This window comes from Alteromonas sp. KUL42 (genome assembly GCF_006538325.1).
In the GTDB taxonomy this organism is placed as follows: Bacteria; Pseudomonadota; Gammaproteobacteria; order Enterobacterales; family Alteromonadaceae; genus Alteromonas.
Genome location: NZ_BJKK01000010.1, coordinates 54,331 through 76,303, shown reverse-complemented (window position 1 = coordinate 76,303; position 21,973 = coordinate 54,331). Strand labels below are relative to the sequence as shown.

Annotated in this window: 19 protein-coding genes; 15 read left to right on the top strand and 4 right to left on the bottom strand. The window is 43.0% G+C overall.

Translation table 11 applies throughout. The features are described 5' to 3' along the window. The 15 genes from EYR97_RS14015 to EYR97_RS13945 all read left to right on the top strand — a co-directional run bounded on the left by EYR97_RS14015 (position 1) and on the right by EYR97_RS13945 (position 16,150). Entirely contained in the window at positions 1 to 966 is a 966-nt protein-coding gene (locus EYR97_RS14015; protein WP_131094290.1) for a PQQ-dependent catabolism-associated beta-propeller protein, read from the top strand. After that, entirely contained in the window at positions 957 to 1,688 is a 732-nt protein-coding gene (locus tag EYR97_RS14010) for an ATP-binding cassette domain-containing protein (protein ID WP_131094289.1), read from the top strand. The genes EYR97_RS14015 and EYR97_RS14010 overlap by 10 nt, the downstream gene beginning before the upstream one ends. Further along, complete coding sequence (locus EYR97_RS14005; RefSeq protein ID WP_131094382.1) at positions 1,688 to 2,470, top strand: ABC transporter permease; 783 nt, start codon at positions 1,688 to 1,690, stop codon at positions 2,468 to 2,470. The genes EYR97_RS14010 and EYR97_RS14005 overlap by 1 nt, the downstream gene beginning before the upstream one ends. Beyond that, entirely contained in the window at positions 2,467 to 4,095 is a 1,629-nt protein-coding gene (locus tag EYR97_RS14000; RefSeq protein WP_131094288.1) for a leucyl aminopeptidase, read from the top strand. The genes EYR97_RS14005 and EYR97_RS14000 overlap by 4 nt, the downstream gene beginning before the upstream one ends. Before the next feature lie 170 nt (positions 4,096 to 4,265). Next, positions 4,266 to 4,337 carry a pyrroloquinoline quinone precursor peptide PqqA gene (gene pqqA / locus EYR97_RS22720; protein ID WP_071953288.1) on the top strand — a complete coding sequence of 24 codons (72 nt, stop codon included), beginning with the start codon at positions 4,266 to 4,268 and terminating at the stop codon, positions 4,335 to 4,337. Between the two features lie 113 nt (positions 4,338 to 4,450). Next, positions 4,451 to 5,371, top strand: a complete 921-nt coding sequence (pqqB, locus tag EYR97_RS13990) for a pyrroloquinoline quinone biosynthesis protein PqqB (protein ID WP_131094287.1) — start codon at positions 4,451 to 4,453, stop codon at positions 5,369 to 5,371. Positions 5,372 to 5,376: 5 nt separating this feature from the next. Further along, positions 5,377 to 6,138, top strand: a complete 762-nt coding sequence (gene pqqC / locus EYR97_RS13985) for a pyrroloquinoline-quinone synthase PqqC (RefSeq protein ID WP_131094286.1) — start codon at positions 5,377 to 5,379, stop codon at positions 6,136 to 6,138. Further along, entirely contained in the window at positions 6,138 to 6,497 is a 360-nt protein-coding gene (gene pqqD, locus EYR97_RS13980) for a pyrroloquinoline quinone biosynthesis peptide chaperone PqqD (RefSeq protein ID WP_242635024.1), read from the top strand. Before pqqC ends, pqqD begins: the two co-directional genes overlap by 1 nt. Next, positions 6,487 to 7,641 (top strand): pyrroloquinoline quinone biosynthesis protein PqqE, encoded by a 1,155-nt coding sequence (gene pqqE, locus EYR97_RS13975; RefSeq protein WP_131094284.1) that lies wholly within the window; start codon positions 6,487 to 6,489, stop codon positions 7,639 to 7,641. Before pqqD ends, pqqE begins: the two co-directional genes overlap by 11 nt. Positions 7,642 to 7,681: 40 nt before the next feature. Beyond that, complete coding sequence (locus EYR97_RS13970) at positions 7,682 to 8,416, top strand: insulinase family protein (protein WP_131094283.1); 735 nt, start codon at positions 7,682 to 7,684, stop codon at positions 8,414 to 8,416. A gap of 34 nt (positions 8,417 to 8,450) precedes the next feature. Continuing rightward, on the top strand, positions 8,451 to 9,281 hold the full coding sequence (locus EYR97_RS13965; protein ID WP_131094282.1) for a hypothetical protein: 831 nt from the start codon (positions 8,451 to 8,453) through the stop codon (positions 9,279 to 9,281). Between the two features lie 136 nt (positions 9,282 to 9,417). Beyond that, positions 9,418 to 11,940 (top strand): TonB-dependent receptor, encoded by a 2,523-nt coding sequence (locus EYR97_RS13960; RefSeq protein ID WP_131094281.1) that lies wholly within the window; start codon positions 9,418 to 9,420, stop codon positions 11,938 to 11,940. A gap of 1,246 nt (positions 11,941 to 13,186) precedes the next feature. Further along, entirely contained in the window at positions 13,187 to 14,416 is a 1,230-nt protein-coding gene (locus tag EYR97_RS13955; protein WP_131094280.1) for a porin, read from the top strand. 79 nt (positions 14,417 to 14,495) lie between these two features. Beyond that, the gene (locus EYR97_RS13950; RefSeq protein ID WP_131094279.1) at positions 14,496 to 15,320 is read left to right on the top strand and encodes a hypothetical protein; all 825 of its coding nucleotides are present in this window, start codon (positions 14,496 to 14,498) and stop codon (positions 15,318 to 15,320) included. 170 nt (positions 15,321 to 15,490) lie between these two features. Next, positions 15,491 to 16,150, top strand: coding sequence for a response regulator transcription factor (locus EYR97_RS13945; RefSeq protein WP_131094278.1), 660 nt, complete (start codon positions 15,491 to 15,493; stop codon positions 16,148 to 16,150). A 120-nt stretch (positions 16,151 to 16,270) separates the two neighbouring features. Here EYR97_RS13945 and EYR97_RS13940 read toward each other — a convergent pair whose 3' ends face one another. From EYR97_RS13940 to EYR97_RS13930, 4 genes are all read right to left on the bottom strand, one after another. Further along, positions 16,271 to 18,460 (bottom strand): PAS domain-containing hybrid sensor histidine kinase/response regulator, encoded by a 2,190-nt coding sequence (locus tag EYR97_RS13940; protein ID WP_242635023.1) that lies wholly within the window; start codon positions 18,458 to 18,460, stop codon positions 16,271 to 16,273. 92 nt (positions 18,461 to 18,552) lie between these two features. Next, positions 18,553 to 18,777, bottom strand: coding sequence for a hypothetical protein (locus tag EYR97_RS22455; RefSeq protein ID WP_242635022.1), 225 nt, complete (start codon positions 18,775 to 18,777; stop codon positions 18,553 to 18,555). Next, positions 18,764 to 19,963: a nitric oxide-sensing protein NosP gene (nosP, locus tag EYR97_RS13935; protein ID WP_131094277.1), complete on the bottom strand. Its 1,200-nt coding sequence runs from the start codon at positions 19,961 to 19,963 to the stop codon at positions 18,764 to 18,766. Before nosP ends, EYR97_RS22455 begins: the two co-directional genes overlap by 14 nt. Continuing rightward, positions 19,932 to 21,803 carry a 4Fe-4S binding protein gene (locus EYR97_RS13930; protein WP_242635021.1) on the bottom strand — a complete coding sequence of 624 codons (1,872 nt, stop codon included), beginning with the start codon at positions 21,801 to 21,803 and terminating at the stop codon, positions 19,932 to 19,934. Before EYR97_RS13930 ends, nosP begins: the two co-directional genes overlap by 32 nt. Positions 21,804 to 21,973: the final 170 nt, after the last annotated feature.

The following is a 21,973-nucleotide window of genomic DNA, read 5'->3' as shown; positions in this document are numbered from 1 at the left end:
ATGAAATTTCGCCTTGTTTCACTGCTGTGTAGTTTGGCTAGCTTTACTGCTTTTGCGCTTCCTCAAGCCTATGTTACCAACGAAAAAGACAACACCATTTCGATTATCGATATGCAAAGCTTTGACGTGGTAGACACCATTGACGTGGGAGAAAGACCAAGAGGGTTTATATTAAGCGCAGATCAACGTCATGCATATATCTGCGCCTCTGACGCTGATCGCATTCAAATTATGGACTTGTCCAATCACACCATCGTCGGCGACCTTCCCTCTGGCGCAGACCCAGAGACTATTGCCCTGCACCCCAATGGCACCACAATTTATACCGCCAATGAAGATGATGCGTTACTCACTGTGATTGATATTCCAAGCGGCGAGGTTATTTCCCAAATTGATGTTGGGGTTGAACCTGAAGGCTTGGCGGTAAGTCACGACGGCAAGATGATGGTGGTCACCTCTGAAACCACTAACATGGTGCACTGGATTGATACGCAAACGCACGAGAATGTGGCCAATAGCTTAGTCGACGCCAGACCTCGCGATGCCCACTTTACTATGGATGATAAATATTTGTGGGTTAGTTCAGAAATTGGGGGAACAGTCTCTATTTTTGATACGCAGACAAAGCAAAAAGTACACACGCTATCTTTTGAAATAAAAGGGGTATACCGCGACAAAGTACAGCCGGTTGGGATTGTTTTAATGAAAGACAGCCCCTATGCCTTTGTTGCGTTAGGTCCTGCCAATCGTATTGCCGTCATTAACACCGAGACCTTCAAAATTGAAGATTACATTCTGGTCGGAAGGCGAGTCTGGCAGCTAGCATTTAACGAAGACCAATCATTACTTTTGTCAACCAATGGTGTCAGTGGCGATGTTTCAATCATTAATACAACGAGCCATAAGGTTGAGCACACGGTGAAAGTAGGGCGTTATCCTTGGGGCGTGGCGGTCAAATGGAAGTAAACATTAGCGCCCTTTTCCATCGTTACGGCCAGCGCGAAGCGCTGTGCGATATAACCCTTGCATTGCGCCCCGGACTTACCATGTTATTGGGCCCAAATGGTGCGGGAAAAAGTACTCTATTTGCGCTTATAACCGGCCTTCAAAAAGTGGGGCGGGGCAATATACATTTTGACGGTAAAGCGTTAGCGAGTAACAGAACACAAGTACTCAGCAAAATGGGCGTGGTCTTTCAACAAAACACCCTAGACGTAGACTTAAGCGTTCAACAAAACTTGGCTTACTTTGCTGCCCTGCACGGAATGAGTATAAAAGACGCACTAAAACAGGTAGGAGAACTACTTGAACAGCTTGAGCTTACCGAACGCCTGCATACCAAAATACGGGATTTAAACGGCGGTCACAGACGCAGAGTTGAGCTAGCGCGTTGCCTCATTCATCGCCCTTCCCTGTTATTACTCGACGAGCCCACCGTTGGGCTAGACATCGCCTCACGCCAATTAATTTTTGATGTTGTACAAGACTTAGCGGATAAAAGCGGGATCACCGTACTTTGGGCAACCCACTTATTCGAAGAGGTGAAGCCTCAAAACCAATTGATAGTGCTTTCAAAAGGTCACGTTATCGCAGATGGTCGTTGTCGGGATTTACTTACCCTGCACAACCAGCCCGATATCGAGCATTTATGGCAAATTTTCATGCATACGCAGCAAAAGGTGAAATAATGTATTGGCGTTGTTTTGTTGGGGTATTAACACGTGAAATGCTTAAGTTTTGGCAACAACGAACTCGTTTATTAAGTGCATTGGTGCGCCCATTGTTATGGCTGTTTGTGTTTGCCGCAGGGTTTCGCTCAGCCTTAGGGTTATCAATGATAGAGCCCTACGACAGCTACATCTTATACGAAGAGTATATCGTACCTGGTCTTTCCGCCATGATCGTGCTGTTTAACAGCATGCAAAGTTCACTGTCGATGGTGTACGACAGGGAAATGGGCAGCATGAAAGTGCTGTTAATGAGCCCGGTTCCTCGCCCTTTTTTAATGGGTAGTAAATTAATTGCCAACACACTGGTATCGGCCATTCAAGTGTATATCTTTTTTGCCTTTGCACTCATTTTAGATGTGCAGCTGTCTTTAGCTGGTTACCTGTATGCCTTACCCATTATTGCGTTGCTGTCTCTTTTTCTTGGATCATTAGGGTTGCTGCTTGCTAATTACATCAAGCAGCTCGAAAACTTCGCTGGCGTCATGAACTTTGTCATTTTCCCCTTGTTCTTTTTATCAAGTGCCCTGTACCCGTTGTGGAAAATGCGCGAAGCGAACGAGTGGCTATATCAAATATGCGCATTCAACCCTTTTACCAGTGGCGTCGAACTGCTGCGTTTTGCCCTTTATGAAAAGCTGGCGACACAACCGTTGCTGATTATTATTGCGCTGACTGTGATCACCTTTACTTTTGCCGTAAGAAGTTTTCGTCCGAAAGCCAATAAAGGGCGCTTTGCATGAATAAGGATAACAACAACGAATACTCCTCGTTTTACAAAGCGAAGGCAGTACCCCTTGTTATTGAGCATGAACCAGCCGCCGAACTAACAAGCGATATATCAACAACCCTTAGTGGTAAAGAAACTGATTGTTTATTGCTGTTAATAACGTCAACTCAATTTGCAGCGTTGGAACATTATATCGGCCGCGATGCTATCACTTATGTGCAGAGCGTAGCCTGTGATGAAGGCTTTAAAGCACTTCCCTCAGAAGTATTGTTATTACATCGGGTAGCCCCGCTTAAAGCAAAACGATTGGTTCTTGCGGGTATTGATGACAGTGAGCTTGCAATGCTGTCATCCAATGTAACAAACGCGTTACCACCTCAGCTTTGTAAAACCCTGAAGAACATATTCAAACGAATTCATTCACTTTTTAACAATATAGCTCACATATCGCTTGTGATTGACCAGCCAGACAAGCTTGCCTGTGAATGGTTCTGCCGCGCAGCCCTTCGCACATTTTTAGACACGACATATCAGTTTGAAGGTTATAAAACCCAAGTTAAAGCAGACAAAAAAGGTAACAAGAGCAGTGTACCTAAAGCGCTCACGCTCATTACTTCACGTGCTACAGAATCAAACTCACCCGATATTACCGATGTGATTGCGCAAGAACTGGCACTTAACGAAGGTATTAGACTTGCAAAAGATCTCTCTCACATGCCAGCTAATCTCTGTACCCCAGATTATTTGGCCAATACAGCACACGCACTAGGTCAGGCGTTTGATACCATCCGCGTCAATGCGCTTGGTCAGTCTGAACTGAATGACTTAGGAATGAATGGCTATTTGGCAGTGAATGCGGGTTCTGCTTTTGATGCCTCCATGCCAATCATTCATTACACGGGAAACCCTGTAACTGATGCAAAACCTATAGTTTTAATAGGTAAAGGCGTAACCTTTGACAGCGGTGGTATTACTCTTAAGCGCAGCCCTGATATGCATCATATGATTTACGATATGGCGGGGGCCGCTTGTGTGCTCGGTGTCATAAAAACGGCAGCGCAACTAGGTTTAAACCTAAACATAATTGGTATTTTGGCAACCGCTGAGAATAGTATTGATGGTGGAGCTTATCGCCCGGGCGATATCATTGCCATGCACGCGGGGCACACGGTTGAAGTGATGAGTACTGACGCGGAAGGTCGCATGCTGATGGCCGATGCCATTAGTTATAGTCAACAGTTTAACCCACACGTTATTATTGATATTGCTACGCTAACAGGGGCCGCTATTACCGCGCTTGGCCATCACACCAGTGCATTGTTTTGCAATTCGCCTTCGCTGGAAAGCGCGTTAATGCAAGCAGGTGATATAGCAAACGATAGGTGTTGGCCATTTCCCCTTTGGCCTGAATACCAAGAGGCTATTACGTCATCACATGCTGATATGATGAACACGGGGATAAATTCGCCCGGCGCCATTTCTGCGGGCTGCTTTTTGTCGCGCTATGCCAGTAACACGCCATGGGCCCACTTGGATGTAGCCGGTACAGCGTTTAAGTATGGCGAAAAATTGTCGGCTACTGGTCGCCCAATCCCCTTATTGTTGTCTTATTTATTAACACAACAAAACACGCGATAGTGCCTATTCATTTTTGCTGAAAAAATGTACAAAAAAGGTGGGCACACTCTGATACTCCTTGTTCAAAATCATCAAAATTCATGACACTTCTCCTCCCTTAGTAGGATATCTGTTAACAGATATTCAACATATACTTATTCATGAATTTAAACAGCTAGAAAGGAAAGATTATGTGGACTAAACCTCAATACACAGAAATGCGCCTTGGTTTTGAAGTAACGCTGTATATCAATAACCGCTAGGCTCGTCCTATGGTGTTTATCATTAAAAAGGCTGCGTTTGCAGCCTTTTTCAACTCAGTCACACTTCATTTTTTGCGTTCTTCTACGCATAACTCTGCATCTTTGGGTGGTATATGCACGTATTAATTCTCGGCGCAGCGGCCGGTGGCGGCTTCCCACAATGGAATTGCCATTGTGAAAATTGCAAAGGCGTCCGCACAGGGTCTATTGACGCAAAACCACGCACACAATCGAGTATTGCCGTGAGTACCGACGGCGAGAAATGGGTACTCATTAATGCATCACCTGACTTACGTGAACAAATTAATAGTCATCCACAACTATGGCCGGCGCCTCATGTAAAGCGCGGCACACGTATTAGCGCAATTGTGCTTACCGATAGCCAAATCGACCACACAACCGGCCTACTTACCTTAAGAGAAGGGTTACCTTTACCGGTTTACTGTACCGATGTAGTTAAAGAAGATTTAACCACCAGCTTTCCGCTTTTCACCGTTCTCAAACATTGGCACGGAGGGTTGCAACAACACACTATCAGTACCAATTACGCCGACAGTTTTGTACCTGAAGGTGCAGACGGTCTGACGTTCCAACCCGTGGTGCTTGAGTCAAATGCGCCGCCCTACTCGACCTACCGAGACAACATTGTGAGCGGTAACAATATTGGCTTAAAGATTACCGACAACGCATCGGGCAATGTACTGTTTTATGCGCCAGGTTGTATGCAGGCCAACGATACCGTTAAACAAGTCATGCGTGAAGCCAGTTGCGTATTGTTTGACGGCACGCTGTGGGTGAACGAAGAAATGATTGATCACGGCTTTAGCAACAAGCTAGGTACCGATATGGGGCACATGCCTGTTAACGGTGATAACGGTGCAATCGCCTTGCTGAACGACTTTAATGTGGCCCGTAAAGTACTGATCCACATAAACAATACCAACCAAGTACTCAATGAAGGTTCATGTGCCTATAGAACACTGACACAACAGGGTATTGAACTTGCCTACGACGGCATGGAAATAGAGGTATAACGCCCATGAATAACCCGTGGTCAAAAGCAGAATTTGAACAAAAATTAAGAGAAAAAGGCGCTTATTATCATATCCATCACCCGTTTCATAAACGCATGAATGCTGGGCTGTGTGGCGTTGAAGAAATTCAAGGCTGGGTTGCCAATCGACTTTACTATCAAATGGCGATCCCCGTAAAAGACGCGGCTATTTTAGCAAATTGCGAGGACGTGGCGGTTCGACGTACTTGGATCCAACGCATTATCGACCACGATGGTCGCGAAGGTGAGACCGAGTTTGGCGGTAAAGGGGGCATAGAGGCTTGGTTGCGCTTAGGTGAAGCGGTTGGTCTAAAGCGCGAAGAGCTGCTTGATGAAACCCACTTATTGCCCGCAGTAAAGTTTGCCGTAAACGCCTATGTGAACTTCGCTCGACGTGCGACTTGGGAAGAAGCCGCTTGTTCTTCACTTACCGAAATGTTTGCACCAGAAATTCATCAAAGCCGTCTCGATACTTGGCCTCATCATTACAAATGGATTGATGAACAAGGGTTTACTTATTTCCAAATGCGATTAGGGCAAGCTCGCCGCGATGTGGAGCACGGCTTACAAATTACCCTAGATCACTTCACAACCCGTGAACAGCAAGAACGCGCTTTGAATATTCTTCAATTTAAAATAGATATTTTGTGGAGTATTGCAGATGCCATTTGCTTTGCCTATGAATACAAACGCAAACCCTTTGATGGCATTGCCGACCAACGGGTATGTCATGTAGGGAGGTTTTAATGACTATGTCGAATTCGCAAGATAGTGTCTCTGACAATGTGACGGGCTCGGGGCTTACTCAAGAGCTCACTCAAGAGCTTTCTCAAAAGCTCGCCAAAGCCCCAAAACTAAATCGGCTATTCAGGCTACAGTTTGAAAAGGCACAAGATTGCCACGTACTGCTTTTTCCCGAAGGCATGATAAAGCTCAACCCGTCAGCAGCAGAAATTTTAACCCGTGTTGATGGTGTTAAAACACAACAAGAAATATGTGATGAATTACGTGTTGCTTTTCCCGATGCCCCCGAAGACTTAGACGAAGATGTAAAAGCATTCTTACTTCACGCAGAAGAGAAAAAATGGGTTGTTTATGTCGAATGAAGTTTCGCAAGACACAATTACGCCACCATTATGGCTATTAGCAGAAATTACTTACCAGTGCCCATTACATTGCCCATATTGCTCGAACCCAGTCAACATGGAAGAGACACACAATGAGCTGTCTACTGACCATTGGAAAAGAGTACTAACCGAAGCACGAGAAATGGGCGCAGTCCAACTTGGCTTTTCTGGTGGTGAGCCCTTACTGCGTAAAGATCTAGAACAACTTGTAGAGCACGCTCGTGAACTAGGCTTTTATACCAATTTAATTACCTCAGGCATTGGCATGACAGAAAAGCGCATTGCAAAATTGAAAGAGGCTGGGCTTGATCACATTCAACTGAGCTTTCAAGCAGCGAATGCCGAAATTAATGATTTAATTGGTAATAAGCGTCATTCATTTGAGCAAAAACTCAAAATTGCAAAGCTGGTTAAGCAGTACGACTACCCAATGGTGCTTAACTTTTGCATTACCGCACAGAACATTCATGAAATTGAAGATGTTTTAGCGCTTAGTACCACACTTAACGCTGACTTCGTTGAATTGGCGACGGTGCAATACTATGGTTGGGCCTATGAAAATCGCGATCATTTGCTTCCCACCGCTGCGCAGTTAAAAGAAGCGGAAGACGCAGTTAATCGCTACCGCGCAAAGCAACAAGATAGTGGCCCCAAATTCATATTTGTTACACCCGACTATTACGAGTCGCGTCCCAAAGCGTGTATGAATGGCTGGGGAAGTACGTTTTTAACCGTAACACCTGATGGCAGCGCGCTTCCCTGCCATAGTGCGAAAATATTACCGTTAACGTTTCCTAATGTTAAAGCGCGTTCTGTTCATGACATTTGGTTTAATGACTTCAGTTTTAATCACTTTCGCGGTGACAGCTGGATGCCTTCACCCTGTAAAGACTGCGATGAAAAAGACAAGGATTTTGGAGGATGTCGTTGCCAAGCGTATTTGCTCACTGGGGATATGAACAAGACAGATCCTGTATGCAGTAAATCACCCGATCATCATTTAATGAAGTCGATAACCGATAAAGCAGGAGAGAAACCCAGCAAAGCAATTAAGTATCGGTCGGTGGATAAAAAAACTAGATGTGAATATGGTTTAAACGCAAGCCAATCTTACGCCATATGATCAGACACCAGCCACTCTGACACCACCAAGATTAAAGCTAATGACAATGCCAAGCACACAGTATATACAAACCGACAACCCAGAGCACTGTGCTGTGTTCGCCGTTAGAACGCCAGCAGTTGGACATAGCGGCTTGTCGCATTTAGCTGAGCACATGTGCTTTAGAGGGTCGAATCAATACCCAGCTGATTTTGAGCTGTTTGTACTTAACAGCACACTGCCGATTTCCATCAATGCAACGACCTATGCCGATTATACGTTTTTCTATGTTGTCACTGCGCATAACGCCTTGTTCATTAGCGCGATAGACTATCTGTATAGGGGGTTGTTACAGCAATGCTATGGTGAAGATGTATTCGTTTCAGAGCGTGATGGCGTACTGTACAACGAACTGGCCATGCTAGAAGCCAATAGCGACTATGCATTAAATGCCGCTGTCCGATTAGGCGATGACCACAAACACGCTTACGCACACGCGGGCGGGTTCACGCATACCATTTCCCAGAATTCTCTGGCTGACTTGGTGAGCTACAAAAGACAGTGGTACACACCTGAAAATATTAGCGTCGTCATAAGCTCTTCAGACAGTGAATTGTACGAACAAAGCAAGCAATATTTGCTTTCGGCGATCCATCAAGACAACTCAGCAAGCAATTCAACAAGCAAGACTGTTTACAAGGTAGCTAACAGGGTGGCCGATGACGTCACAGATACAATACCTAAAGCGAAGAACGACAAGGCCCCCGAAATACTGACTGAAAAAAACGCATGCTGATTTAGACAACAAGCCTAGCAGTTTAGAAAGCAATGTGGACGACTCACAAAGCGAGCTCACAGAATACCAAGTGTTTACATGGTGGTTCCCCCATGCTTTTTTAGCCTCACTACAAGCAAATATAAACAAATTGCAACGGGCTGTATCTGCTGATGATAGGGTAATTATCGATGACGAGGTGAATCAAAACGGTGATATTGCGCTTCGGCTTATTGCGCAGCATCACGCCCTCTATAAAAAACTGAAGCATTTTACTCGAGTTCTTAACAGCCTACCTGTTCGCGTGAAGAAAACCCCTTTTCAAGATAAGAAACTTCCCCAGCAAGTACAAAAGTCCATTGACGCTTCAAAAGTCATCACGCCAATACCGGCTAAACAAGATAGAACAGCCATATGGAAAACGTGCTGCCAATCAGTGAAGGCCAGTCGTGCAATTTCACTTGCTCAAGCTGATAAAAAAAGGCTCGGGCAACCATTAGCGCATTTACAAAAGCCTGCGAATGCAGAGTCTCTAACTTCTTCTTACTTTGCGAAAGAGTTTAGTCAGCTTACTGACAGTGAAAACATCCCTGCCTTGCCACGTTTATTAACGACGTTAGCAAAAGCATCGCATGCTGATGCTCCATTTGTAACCGAAAATAATCATTGGGTGTATTGCCTTTCTACTCTGCCTAGTGATCAGATTTTAAGATTAGTTCAACAGAGTGCCTTTTGGCAGCCCCGTCTGTCCGGTGAATGCTACGCCATCGGCGTAGGAAGATTTGAGGATGAGCTATATTTTTATGGAGCTCAAGATACTATAAGTACACAACGAGACGCTTGGTGCAAACAGCTATTCGAAAACGCCATGTTGTTTGTGGCGTAATTTATGATTCATAAGGTATTTTTGGGAAAAATCACTAGTACCAATTTATGACTATTCCTCACACTTAAGGAGGATATTTTTCGGGAACAACAAGGTTAATACTGACGTTATTACTTAATAATAAAAAGTCAGTATTATGAAAACACTCAAGCCCTTTGTACCGTTTCAACATGCCGCACTCACTGGTGCAATCTTGGCAGTATTTCAGTCAAGCGCCTTTGCTGACAGCGCCATGCTCGATTATGAAGTAATTGAGGTAAAAGGTGCCACCACACTGAACACCAATATAAGTGCCCAGGCCACGTTTGGTAATGCTCAACACCTTACCCAACAAGATATAGAAAACAGTGTCAGCCGTTCTTTGCCGGAATTACTTAAAACTCAGCTAGCCAGCGTTAATCTTAACGATGTGCAAAACAACCCTTTTCAACCAGATTTACAGTATCGTGGGTTCACTGCTTCACCACTACTTGGCCTACCGCAAGGTATCTCTGTGTATATCAATGGCGGGCGTGCAAATAATGTCTTTGGCGACACCGTACACTGGGATTTAATGCCCTTAGATGCTATCGATTCAGTCTCGCTGTATTCTGGCTCTAACCCGCTTTTTGGACAAAATACCCTTGGTGGTGCCCTTGCACTTAATACTAAAACCGGCTTTACGTTCAATGCCAATGAAGTCGACTTAACCATTGGGCAATTTGGGCAACAAGGCGCTTCATTCGAGAGCGGCGGTGTGATTTTTGAAAACTCAGGCGTCGGTGAAAGCGCAGGCGCTGTGGGAAGCGATACATCAACGAGGCCGCAAGGTTGGGCATATTACATTAATGTAAATCATTACGAAGAAGATGGATGGCGCGACTATTCACCTTCTGAAGTGCAACAACTTTTTAGTTCGTTGGCTTATGCCAGTAAGTCTATGAATGTAGACTTTAACTTCTTTGTTGCCGACAACGCTTTACTGGGCAATGGAGCATCACCAGTAGAGTTACTTGAAATTGAAGGGCGCAGTGCTGTTTATACCCATCCTGACCAAACTGACAATACATTAAAGCACTTCAATTTCACTGGCGATTTTGTGTTATCAGACAGCCTAACCCTGTCAGCAAACGTCTTTTATCGCGACAGTGAAACCCAATCCATCAATGGTGATGACAGTGACTTTGGCGCATGTCAATTTGCCGATGGCCGAGTTACGCTGTGTGAGCTAGAAGACGATGATGACGATTTTGAAGATGCTAGCTCTGAATCTGAAGACCATGCAGACAATGACGATGGCGATGATGACCACGATGACGAACTGCCCGTTGTAGGAGAATCTGATGACGTTGAAGCAGTTGAATTTATTGGCTACGAAGAAGGAACTGCACTTGCTGAAATAAGCGATGTTTCTCCCGATGACATTGACGGTACTTACAATACTGGTTTAGCTAAATCAAAAGCCTTGGGTATAACAACCCAATTGGCCAAACAATACAGCTTACAGGGCTATCCGTCTGAGCTCGTTATTGGGGCGAGCTATACCAAAGGTGATATTAATTATGCCGCTGATACCACGTTTGGCATATTGGAAAACGAAAGTGTAGAAGACTCTCGCACCGTACTGCCCATACAAGGCTTAATGTCAGAAGAAGCCCGAGTACGCCTTGATGTGGATACCACAGCGTGGTCGTTATTTTTCTTAAATACCACACAGCTTAACGACAATGTGTCGCTTAACCTTGGTGGCCGATTCAATCGCGACCATGTCTTGATGGAAGATTTAAGCGCTGATGGCGATGATTCACTCGATGGAGACCACCGCTTCACACAGTTCAACCCTGCTATTGGTGTTGATATTCAACTGTCGGAAACGAGTGCCTTGAACATAGCCCTGAGTCAGTCATCAAGAACTCCCAGTCCAGCGGAACTAAGCTGTGCAGATGAAGACGACCCGTGCCGCTTACCCAACGGATTTGTTGCTGATCCACCACTTGATCAGGTGGTAACACAAACGCTAGAGGCGAATTATTCGCTGAATCTGGATAATGCTTACATAACATTGAACGTCTATCGCAGTGAAAGCAAAGACGACATTATTTTTCAACAAGCAGGTTCAGTGGCATCAAGAGGCTACTTTATTAATATTGACGAAACACGTCGTCAAGGTGTTGAGTTCAGTTTCGACTCTGCATGGAAAAACCTGTCTTATCGAATTAATTACAACTACTTAGATGCCACTTACGAATCGACGTTCACTTCATTTAGCCCATTTAACCCTAAAGGCCCAAACAGTGAAGTAAGGCCGGGCGATACCATACCCGGTCAACCAGCGCATTTAATAAAGCTTTATGCAGATTATGCATTGTCTGACAAAGCCTTATTAGGAGCCGAAGTTATTTCAGCATCTAGCCAATATTTTCGTGGTGATGAAGCCAACGAAAATGAAAAAATTGATGGGTATGTTATTGCCAATGTGCACGCGAGTTATGTGTTTAATCACAACATTACCGCGCAACTTAGGATAAATAATCTCTTTGACCGTGAATTTGAGACCTTTGGAACCTACGGTGAGGCGGATGAAGTACTAGAAGATATTTATCCGAGCATTCAAGGAAAAGCCTTTGTCGGGCCAGCTCACCCTCGTATGGTGACCTTTAACATAAAAGCGCAATTCTAAAACTGGTGGTGCAGTTTATCGCCAATTTGTTATAGAGCCTTGATGTTATTAGAGAATGTTTAATTCCTGTAAATACTTTTTCAACTAGATGCGAGTTACGCTACTTGCATCTAGGCCAATTTGAGTAATGAACTCACGAGACCCGCTTAAACTCAACGATACATAAGTCGTTACGTATATTACACGTTCTATTTAGTCACAGAGATACCCGACAACTAAACTTAATACGGCCTTCTTTGCACTTAGATCGCAAAACCCATTTACAAAAAAACAATAATAATTATCATTATCGCTTACATTAATAAAAAGGAAGTTATTTAATGAGAGTAATTTTAATAATTTTGAGCTCAATATTATTTACTGTGAAGGCGCAAACTCAGCCCACGAAGATCATAGGCATTCATACCTGAGTTCATATAGCCGTGGATATAGGGATACAAACGACATTTGTTACAAGCCGCTCATGACAACAGGGATCGTACTGGTTGTGCTTTTGTTGGTGCACACTACTCAGTAGCACAAGATATGGTGGAAGCGGACCCTGTGGGCAGTTTCTCTATAAAATAGATCAAATTGGCAAGAACAGGAGGGCATATGCGAATATTAAGATTGATCAAGTTGCAACAGTGGATACTCATAGGCATTTTTTTAGGTTTGTGTTACGTTTCTAGCCAGATCTATTCAGCACTGTTGTCCATAATTTTGTTTATTTTTATTTTACAGTTGATAGATGACAGGTTGAATTAAAACTCGGTAGTCGCTATTCAGCGACTACTTTTACAATGTTCCCGACGCTTCGTTTATCGATCCGGCAGCATTCAGCATGCGTTTATCCAATCCCAACACGAAAATACTATTTCGGGCTTTTTGGGTTTGCACGTAATATCAAAATGCGTGCATAAGTGAAATTATCAATCGTCATTTAGTCGATGTTTCGTTCCTTTCCCTAGAGCCTGTAAGACGTCAATCCGAGAATTCAACAAAAGTAAATTAGGACCTCTTCAGTATCGAGAATACATTCGCACTCTTTTAATTTCTTTGGCTAAAAAATTAACGCCACATATTAAAAATCCCGCTCTTATCTGCTCATTTTTCCCACTACTAAAGAAGGAGATTAACTCGTCTTACGTCCTATGGCTCAAAAAACGATAAAAACTATTATCAAAAGTACTGAACTTCAGCGTTAAAAAAAGCCATTACAACAATAAAAATTGTTATCCAACACTATCAATATTGGGACAGTAAAATGAAAATTAAAACCTTTTCAAAAACGTGTTTATCACTTGCCATATTAAGTTCATTTAGCTTGCACAGTTACGCCGACGAAGAGAAATATTCTTGGAATATTTCAGGTTGGATTAACGAAGGCTTAACTTACTACGATGATGGTGTTGGAAGTGATGTTGCGCAGTTGTCTGATAACGGAACAACACTGGGCAGTCGAATTACGCTTTCTGGTAATTACAAGCTAGAAGAGCAAGGGATGGATGTTGGTTTTGAAGTTATTATTGAACCACTCTCTGGCACACCCAACTTTGCGGGCGGTGGTCACCAAACACCACTTCTTTTCGCTAACCAAGACAATCTTGACACGTTTAACGGTGGCGACGTGGGTCTTCTTGGCAGCAGCATTTACGTAGGTGGTGATTGGGGTAAACTCACTATTGGTTTGCAAAGTATGCCCACTGACAACATCGCTGTATTGGCAGACCCTTCTGGTACTATTTGGTCTGGCGTATCTCCGCTATTTAGAGCCAATGGCTTTTTCATTCGCGGCGTTGAAGAAGGTTCAACCAACGTTGCTTGGGGCCAGTTTGCACAGTGTCTTGCAACACCAGGCCTTGGTATAGGTATCGATTGTAATGGTATTTACCGTAACGGCGTTCGCTATGACTTACCAGCAATGGGCAACGTAAGTGTTGCCGTAGGTTACGCGAACGACGAAATTTATGACATAGCGGTGAAGTACTCAGCTGAACACGAAGGCATTAAAACCAACTTACACGCAGGCTACTCTGTGAATAAAGATGGCGGTAGTAATGTTGGTGGTAATAGCTCGTCTACTCTTCAATTCCAAGCTGGTTTGATGCACGTAAGCTCTGGTGTATTCGGCGTGGCTACCTATCAAATGGAAGAGGCAGATGATGCCATTGTAGGCTCGGGCGATGACACTGACGCATACTACTTTAAAGCAGGTATTAGAAAACAATTCAATAGCTTAGGCGACTCTGCTTTTTATGCTGAATACGCAACTTATAATGACCAATATGGTATGGCGCACTTAGATGGTGTAACGGGTTCTGAACTTAGTCAATGGGGCTTAGCAGCAGAGCAATACTTTGGTTCACGTTTCCTAATTTACGCAAAGTACGAAAATTTAAGCCTTAGCGTAGATGGTTCTGATGCTGCACGAAGCGCCTACAACAGTGCGAAAGATCTTAGCCTAGTTCAATTAGGTGGAACGGTATTCTTCTAGCTAACACCTTATTTCTACCTTTTAACAAAGCGAGATAAAAATCTCGCTTTTGCCTTTTGTATTTAGACAGGATATTAATATGAAAATTACACGTTCAAATTTAATTTTTATTTCAACTATTACTTTGCTGTTTTTTAATATTAACCTGTCTATAGCAGAAGATATTTGGCAAGAAGATAAAAACACCTATATTAAGATTTCTCCCTCACAAGGCGTTAATAATTCTCACCCATTTTCACTTTCTAACGAGGCCGTTTCTAAAATTTTGACGTCTATTCACGTTAAAAAAAGCAGCAAGAGTACAGAGCTATTATTCAGTGAAGAGCAAATAACGTTACTTTCAAATTATCTTCCCATAGCACTGTCTAAAGCAGCCAGTAATGAGGATGTGATTTTTGCACTCAGTCAGAAAAAGAGCTCGTTAGGCGGATTAAAAACCAGCACCTATTATGTGAGTGGGAGTGCTTTTGTCAGCGAAGGCAAGCTAAACATTCTTATTGGCGAACACAACAAGGTAGCCAATCGCGCTTATGAAATGGCTTATGACCCTACCAACCAAGGTATCGTTGAGTACGACTTTAATTTTGGTAATCGCATAAAGCCAAAATTTGGCTTTGATACACCAGTCTCTTTTACTGCCAACGGGTTAACATTGGCCAACAATAACCGCAACGACTGGATTGTATCGGAATTAGACGTTCAGCCAATGCCGTCAATGGCCAAAAATACAATGATGGTGTCGACTAACGCACAGCCGACAGTGATTAAAGCAAGCATGCAAGAAAATGAAAAAAGCGATGACCTGGTAGCGAGATTTAAGCAGCTAGAAGCATTAAAAAACGCCAATTTAATTAGCGAAGAAGAGTACAAAATGAAGCGAGAGCAACTTATTGACGAGCTATAGAACAAAAGCCCTTCTAGTACTGATTTTAAAGGCGTTTTTATTATAAGCTTTTGGTCTTATTTAGCTCTATCAATGTTGCATATATGTTAACATGACTATAATTAATGTTGACGTAAAAGTTACTACCAAGCTATCAGTCACGGCTGCGTTTTTAGCTAAGGAAATAGAGTATGCACAAGATCCTAATAATCGACGATCACCCTATCTTTCGTCATGCCATGATTACCATTTTGGGCAAGAAGTTCCCTGACTCAGAAACCCTTGAAGCCAACTCAATTTCAGAAGCATTAACACTGTTAGAAGAAAACGAAAACTTCGATCTGATCATGCTTGATTTAAACATGCCTGAAACCTGTGGTTTAAACGGCTTATTGGAAATACGCAATCAACACCCCAATGTACCTGTTGTGATCATTTCTGCGGAAACGGAAAAGCAAAATATCTTGCAGACTATTTCCTATGGTGCCGTAGGCTTTATTTCGAAAAGCAGTAAAATTGAAGAGATTGCAGCGTCAGTGGAGTCTATTTTTGAAGGTAATGTGTGTCTTCCTTCTGAAATACTTCGCACAACGTCAAACCTTACTCGTGTAAAGAACGACAACGGCATATCACCAGAGCAAATTCGCTCGCTTACTCGCAAAGAGCTAACCGTGTTGAAATACCTAACTCAAGGGTTAGCGAATAAAGTGATTGCCTACGAACTTAATATTTCAGAAACCACCGTGAAGTCTCATGTGTCGTCTATTTTGAAAAAGTTGGGCGCCAGTAACCGCGTAAAAGTAGTGGCCAGTGCGGCCAACATCGATTTTAATCAATACGTTTTCAATTAATCGACGTTTAATAACGCCTTCCAACTTGCCCTTAGCAAATGTACCAAGTACAAGTTAATACTAAGGGCATTAAACACCGCAAGCCCAATGCTAAATTACCTCTATTTTTGCATTCAGGCATTACAAGCTAGTGATAAGCGCAGCCTTTAACACCGCCGAATTAACGGGCTTATGCAGCAGTTGAATGTCTGTCCCTTCCAATTGATTGATCAACGATTTTGAGTGATTAGCCGTACAAATCATAATGGGCAATGACGGATATTGTTGACGCACTTGTATGGCAATATCTAGTCCGGTTTCATCTTCGTCCAAATGATAATCTACAATTAGCATGTCACAGTCAGAGAAATCTCCATTGTTCACTGCGTTACACTGTGCGTAGCCAGAAAACGTATCTACTTCCATATCCCAATTGGCAAAGAGCGTTTGCATAGCTATTCGCATATTGGCATCGTTATCAATATGCCAAATTTGCTTTGAGACCAGTTCGGCTGGCAATGGTTGCTCAGCATCAAAATAATAACCTTGGTCTTCTGGGCTTGAGTAACTTTCTGCCAATGGAACACAAACCGTAAAGCATGCCCCCACGCCTTCTTCAGAACGCACGCGCACATCGTGCTCCAAAAGCTTACTCATTTTATCAACTATGTATAAGCCTAACCCCAAACTATAGGAATAGTTGAAGTTATTTTCTAAACGCGAAAACTCTTTAAAGATAACTTTTTGATCCGCTTCGCTTATGCCCACACCTTGATCATAAATACTGATTTCAAGTGTGTTACCAACCTGCCTTGCTGCAAACAGTACCTTGCCATTAGCGCCGTATTTCATGGCGTTTATCAGTAAATTTCGCAGCACCCTGGATAAAAGATTAACATCGGTGTCAACAAAGGCTTCAATAAAGCGGTAACGAAAATCAACGTTGTAATCTTTGCTGATATGGGTAAATTCTTCAGCTAATTGAATGAGCAATGGGAGCGCATTTTCTTGTTGTTTATCCGGCTGTAAAACACCGGCATCGAGTTTTGATGTTTCAATAAGCGCTCTTATTAACCCGTTCAAATCTGACAGAGAATTATCTAACGCATTCACTATGGTAGCCGCTGAGGCATCCACTTGATCTTTTAGTGCTTCATTGAACAAGATAGCAGCACTAAGAGGCTGCATTAAATCATGACTGATAGCGGCTAAAAATTTACTTTTTGAATTAATGGCATCTTGTAAAGCCACATTGGCGTGATTGAGCTCTCGTGTACGTTTTTCTACATTCGATTCAAGTTGATCTTTCGCTGCCTCTAACTGCAACTGACTTTCGACTTGTTGCGAGACATCAGTTGCTAGCACAAAGTGCCCGGTTATCTCTCCCGACTCGTCAAAATGAGGCAGGTAAACTTTCTGCAAAAAACCCACTTCACCATGCGCATTTCGTTCCTCACTTTGAAAACTAACGACTTCTCCCTGATTAACTCGCTTCAGGTACTTGGTTAGATTTGGATAAACATTCTTTAAATGGCTCCGCTCCATGGGCATATTATTGAGTTCGTCTTCAGTTACACCGTACCAATCTCGATAACCTTTGTTGGTATACTGGAATTTTTTGTCTGTGCCGATATACGCAATAAGTGCAGGCACGTTATCTGTGATCATCCGTATCCAGCTTTCATTTTGCTTTAACGTTTCAGCATATTGATGCTGCGAAGTGACATTGGTAAATGTACACAGGGTATTGCCATCAGGCAGTATGGCAATGTTTCTTTCTACCACTAAGTTGTCGTGAACAATTTGCGTTCTTTCCCCCGCCATCGAAAGACTCAGCCCGCTCCACTGAGCACAATTTTGCAGGGCGTAGATGTTTTTGCAATTCATGATCACAAACGGAGGCACATTGGATTGCACCAAAAATGTATTATTCCAAAACGCAATACCGCCTTCTTTTTCAATAAGTAAAATACCCACATCAACGTTATCAATAACGCTCTGGAGCAACTTATTTTTCTCTTTGATAACCTGTTCGTAACGATTTGACTCGTTGAGTTTTACCTCAGTAATATCGTTAAACAGGATAACTTTACCGCCTTCTTGCGTTCGACGATCGGTGACTTGATACCAACGACGATTAGACAATTGATAAATTATACGTCCTTCAGGATCAGCGGGCAGTGCACTTCGAATTACACCAGAATGTTTGGCGGCTTGGGTAATGTCATGGTAGTTGTCACCGATTTTAGGGGTAATAGAAAGATCGTCCCACACTGTTTCAAAATGGCGATTGAAAAAGATGATGCCACCTAACCGGTCAAGCAATACCATTGCTTGGTTTGTGCTTTCAATGGCATCGTGCAGGCGCTGCTTTACCTTATTGGTTTCTTCATGGGCACTGACAAGTTCCGCGTTAGATTGCTCTAATTTTTGGAGTACGGACTGTAATTCTCGGTTTTTTGACTGACCTTTTCTGACAATTGCACGGAATGCTCAAAGGCTCTATAGCTATGGTGATTGAACCCCCCTTCTTCCATACGATACATAAGTGCAGCATTAATTTTTTCTAACTTTTCGTTCTCAGATTTTTGAAAGGCGAGTTCCTTTTTAAGAAGTTCGATTTCATCACTGTGGTCACTCTGCTGCAAAGTACACCCCCGTGAAAGTTTGATTAAGATGGACGGAGTGGATGTGTTCACCGTAAGCATTAAACCCAGCCACATTGTATTTTTGCTGAAGGCGCTTTATTTCATCATCTTTATTGCCTTGCTGAATTTCTAATCTTCGTAGGAAGCAATCGCAAGCATAAATAAACTCAGGCTCTCCAAATTGTTCTCGTAATGCATCCAGCTTACTTTCTAATGCATCTATACAATCCCCTAGCTGCACAAAGGTAAGAATAATGCCAAGGTCAATAGCACAGTAGAAAGTTATCGCATTGGTCGTTAAATCGACCTTTTGAATAGATCTGATGAAATATTTCCCCCCCACAAGAACGGCAAGCGGGAACATCGAAAATACATCAGGCGTGAGATCTTGTGCTTTCATTCCTAAAAGGCTGGCGTAATATTGCGCTGCGGGTTCGCCATTAATTTCATACACCGTACGGGTTTCAGGATCTGCATTAGTCACCACTAGCTTTGATACTGGCGAGTTAATATGGTCAATTGAAAAAACAGTAAAGGGCTTTTGGGTTCCTACTAGTAACAATACCGCTGCATCACTATAGAATTTCCCATTGTAAAAAACATAGGTAGCCTCTAGTTTAAGATCATCACCTGCGCTTCCTCCTAAGTGGGGAATGTTACCAAAAGCGGTGGCGAAGGTTTCTAAAAAGTGTTCTTCATGGCGCGACAACCCGTCTAGCATGGAAATGACAAAATGCTGTTCTGTTTCGTAGCGTTTTTCGCGACTTTGTAAAGTGCGTCTAAGGCTACTGGCAATCTCATGGGCTTCATCAAAGTTGACTTCACCTAGATTTGGTACAAGTGCAGTAGCAATGGAAAACTCCGACTTTAAAAAAGCCACCGCAAGCAGTTTATTAGTGCCATAACCATTTTTGTTAAATTCACCTGCACTTGTGCACCCTACAATATTGACGTTGGGAAACCAGTGCAGTATTTCTCGCGTGACGTCTTCTAAATCAAAAGACGTGGTGGTGTGAAATAACAAGAGCTCGATATCTTGAGGGCGAGCACTGCGAAGGATCTCTTGAGCGACTTCGCTACAGGCCTGCGTAGCGCCATAAGCCTTTACATCACTTTCACCATCAGCAGTAGAATAAGCCGATGTAGCTGGCTCGCTAAGCGCTGACAGAATTGAGGTTTTTGACACGAGTAGGCACCTTTTTCTTTTTATATTTATCTATTTTGCACATGTCTGAATTATTTAGCGTAACAACACACTCTAAACATTGAATACATTCACCGTAGTCAATTTGACCATTTGACTGTATGGCATCGATACCACACTGCTTCTGCTTACAGAGCTGACAAGGTGAGCCACACTCCGCCCGACGGTCGAGTAACTTAACTAATGGGAATCGCCCCACAATAGCAAGCCCAGCACCTAACGGACACAAATACCGACAGTACACTTTATGTATTTTTAAGCTTAGCACCAAAAGAATTACCGCATATAAGACAAAAGGCCAATAGCGCACAAAGTGTAGGGTAACCGCCGTTTTGAAAGGTTCTAATTCAGCCAATTTTTCTGCTAACGTAAGAGAATAAAAAGAGGAAGCAATAAGCCCGAGCAAGAGCACGTATTTGACTGCCTGCCCATAGCGGTGATGTTGCGGCTTTATTTTAATTTGAGGAATTCGCAATTGTTTTGCAATTACCGCCATTATTTCCTGCATGGCACCAAACGGGCATAGCCACCCGCAAAATAGTCCTCGCCCCACTAAGAAAAGTGAGACAAATACAAAACACCACAAAATAAAGATGACGGGGTCGAGTAAATACACATCAATAGAGAAACCGTCGACCAAGTCCAATAGCAAGGTATATATGTTCACAACGGACAACTGACCTTGCGCATAGAACCCAATAAAACACATCACAAACACCAATGAAACCGCACGAGAGATATGTACAAAGGTTGTGTACCTTGTCAATTTCCTCTGAGTCGCAAAGAATACTGAAAGCAACAGTAGATAAACCACAGTTATCGAAATTTCGACCGTGCGGTCACGCCAAATTTTTACCCATAAAGGCTCTGGCTTGGCTAACGCGGCTTCAGGGTTTTCAATAAACAATTCATTTGGCAGAGTAAAATTGAAAGAAAAAAGATGCTCGTCTAGCTCAAAGAAACTCGGCTTAAAAGGCAAACTAATGGCGATATCCATAGGCTGGTCTAATGAAAGTCCACCTTTGGATTTTATGCGCAATACTTTTATATCTTTGTACTGAGGTATTTCTTGCGTAAAGGAAGGCTCGTAAAAGCTATAAAAGTCGATATCGCGCAGCGCAATCGGAAAGCCACCTTGCAATACTTGTAAGTGCTCCGGTGTGGTTTGGGGAATAAACTCTGGGCTAACAAAGCTAAAGCCCTGTGTATTTATAACCAATAATGCCAACTCACCGGGTTTTAGGTTCTCTTTCAAACGTTGGTATTCTTCTTCACCCAATAAATTGCGACCGACAATGGGAATACTGAGGAAAGCGTAATAGTGCTGTGAGAATATCTGAGTTTTTTGAATGCTGCTTTGGCTACTATTTGGAATTTCTTCGCTGTCCTCAATACTAAAATCGATGATTTCAAGCGCCTCGTTCGCCGCAGTTATCACCTCTCTTTCAAGGCCGTCAAAATCGTACATATTAATTGTATGCTTTTGTATGTAGCCTTTTTCCAATAGCGCTTCAAACGACAATGGCTCGAAAAAATCTGGAGCGACAATTTTGTTACTTGGTGCGATAAAGCCATCGAGTTTCGCCCGTGCAACTGCAAGCGCTGAAGTGACAATAGTATCGTTAATTACCAATACTGAAACGGTGGCTTTGGTTACGCCATCAAAATATGTGGCATCGTTTCCAACGTTACTTTTGCCACCAATAATAAATCGCTCTTTGATATTGTGGCTTTTGTATTGTGCGACAAAATCAAACATGGCTTGTTCGCCAAGCCCGTGTAAGAAAATAGGCTCACTGTGTTCTTTGACAAATAAACCCATGAAATTTCCTTGTGGATCTAAACCAATCACAACGTTTACTGGCTTTCCCGAAAAACCGATAAAGTCGACAAAGTCGTTTGACTCAAATACATAACCCAATAGTTGCTGTAGTTGATAAACAGGCGTAACGGCAATATCGGTATGGGTTTCGCCTACACGGGTTGCGGTAG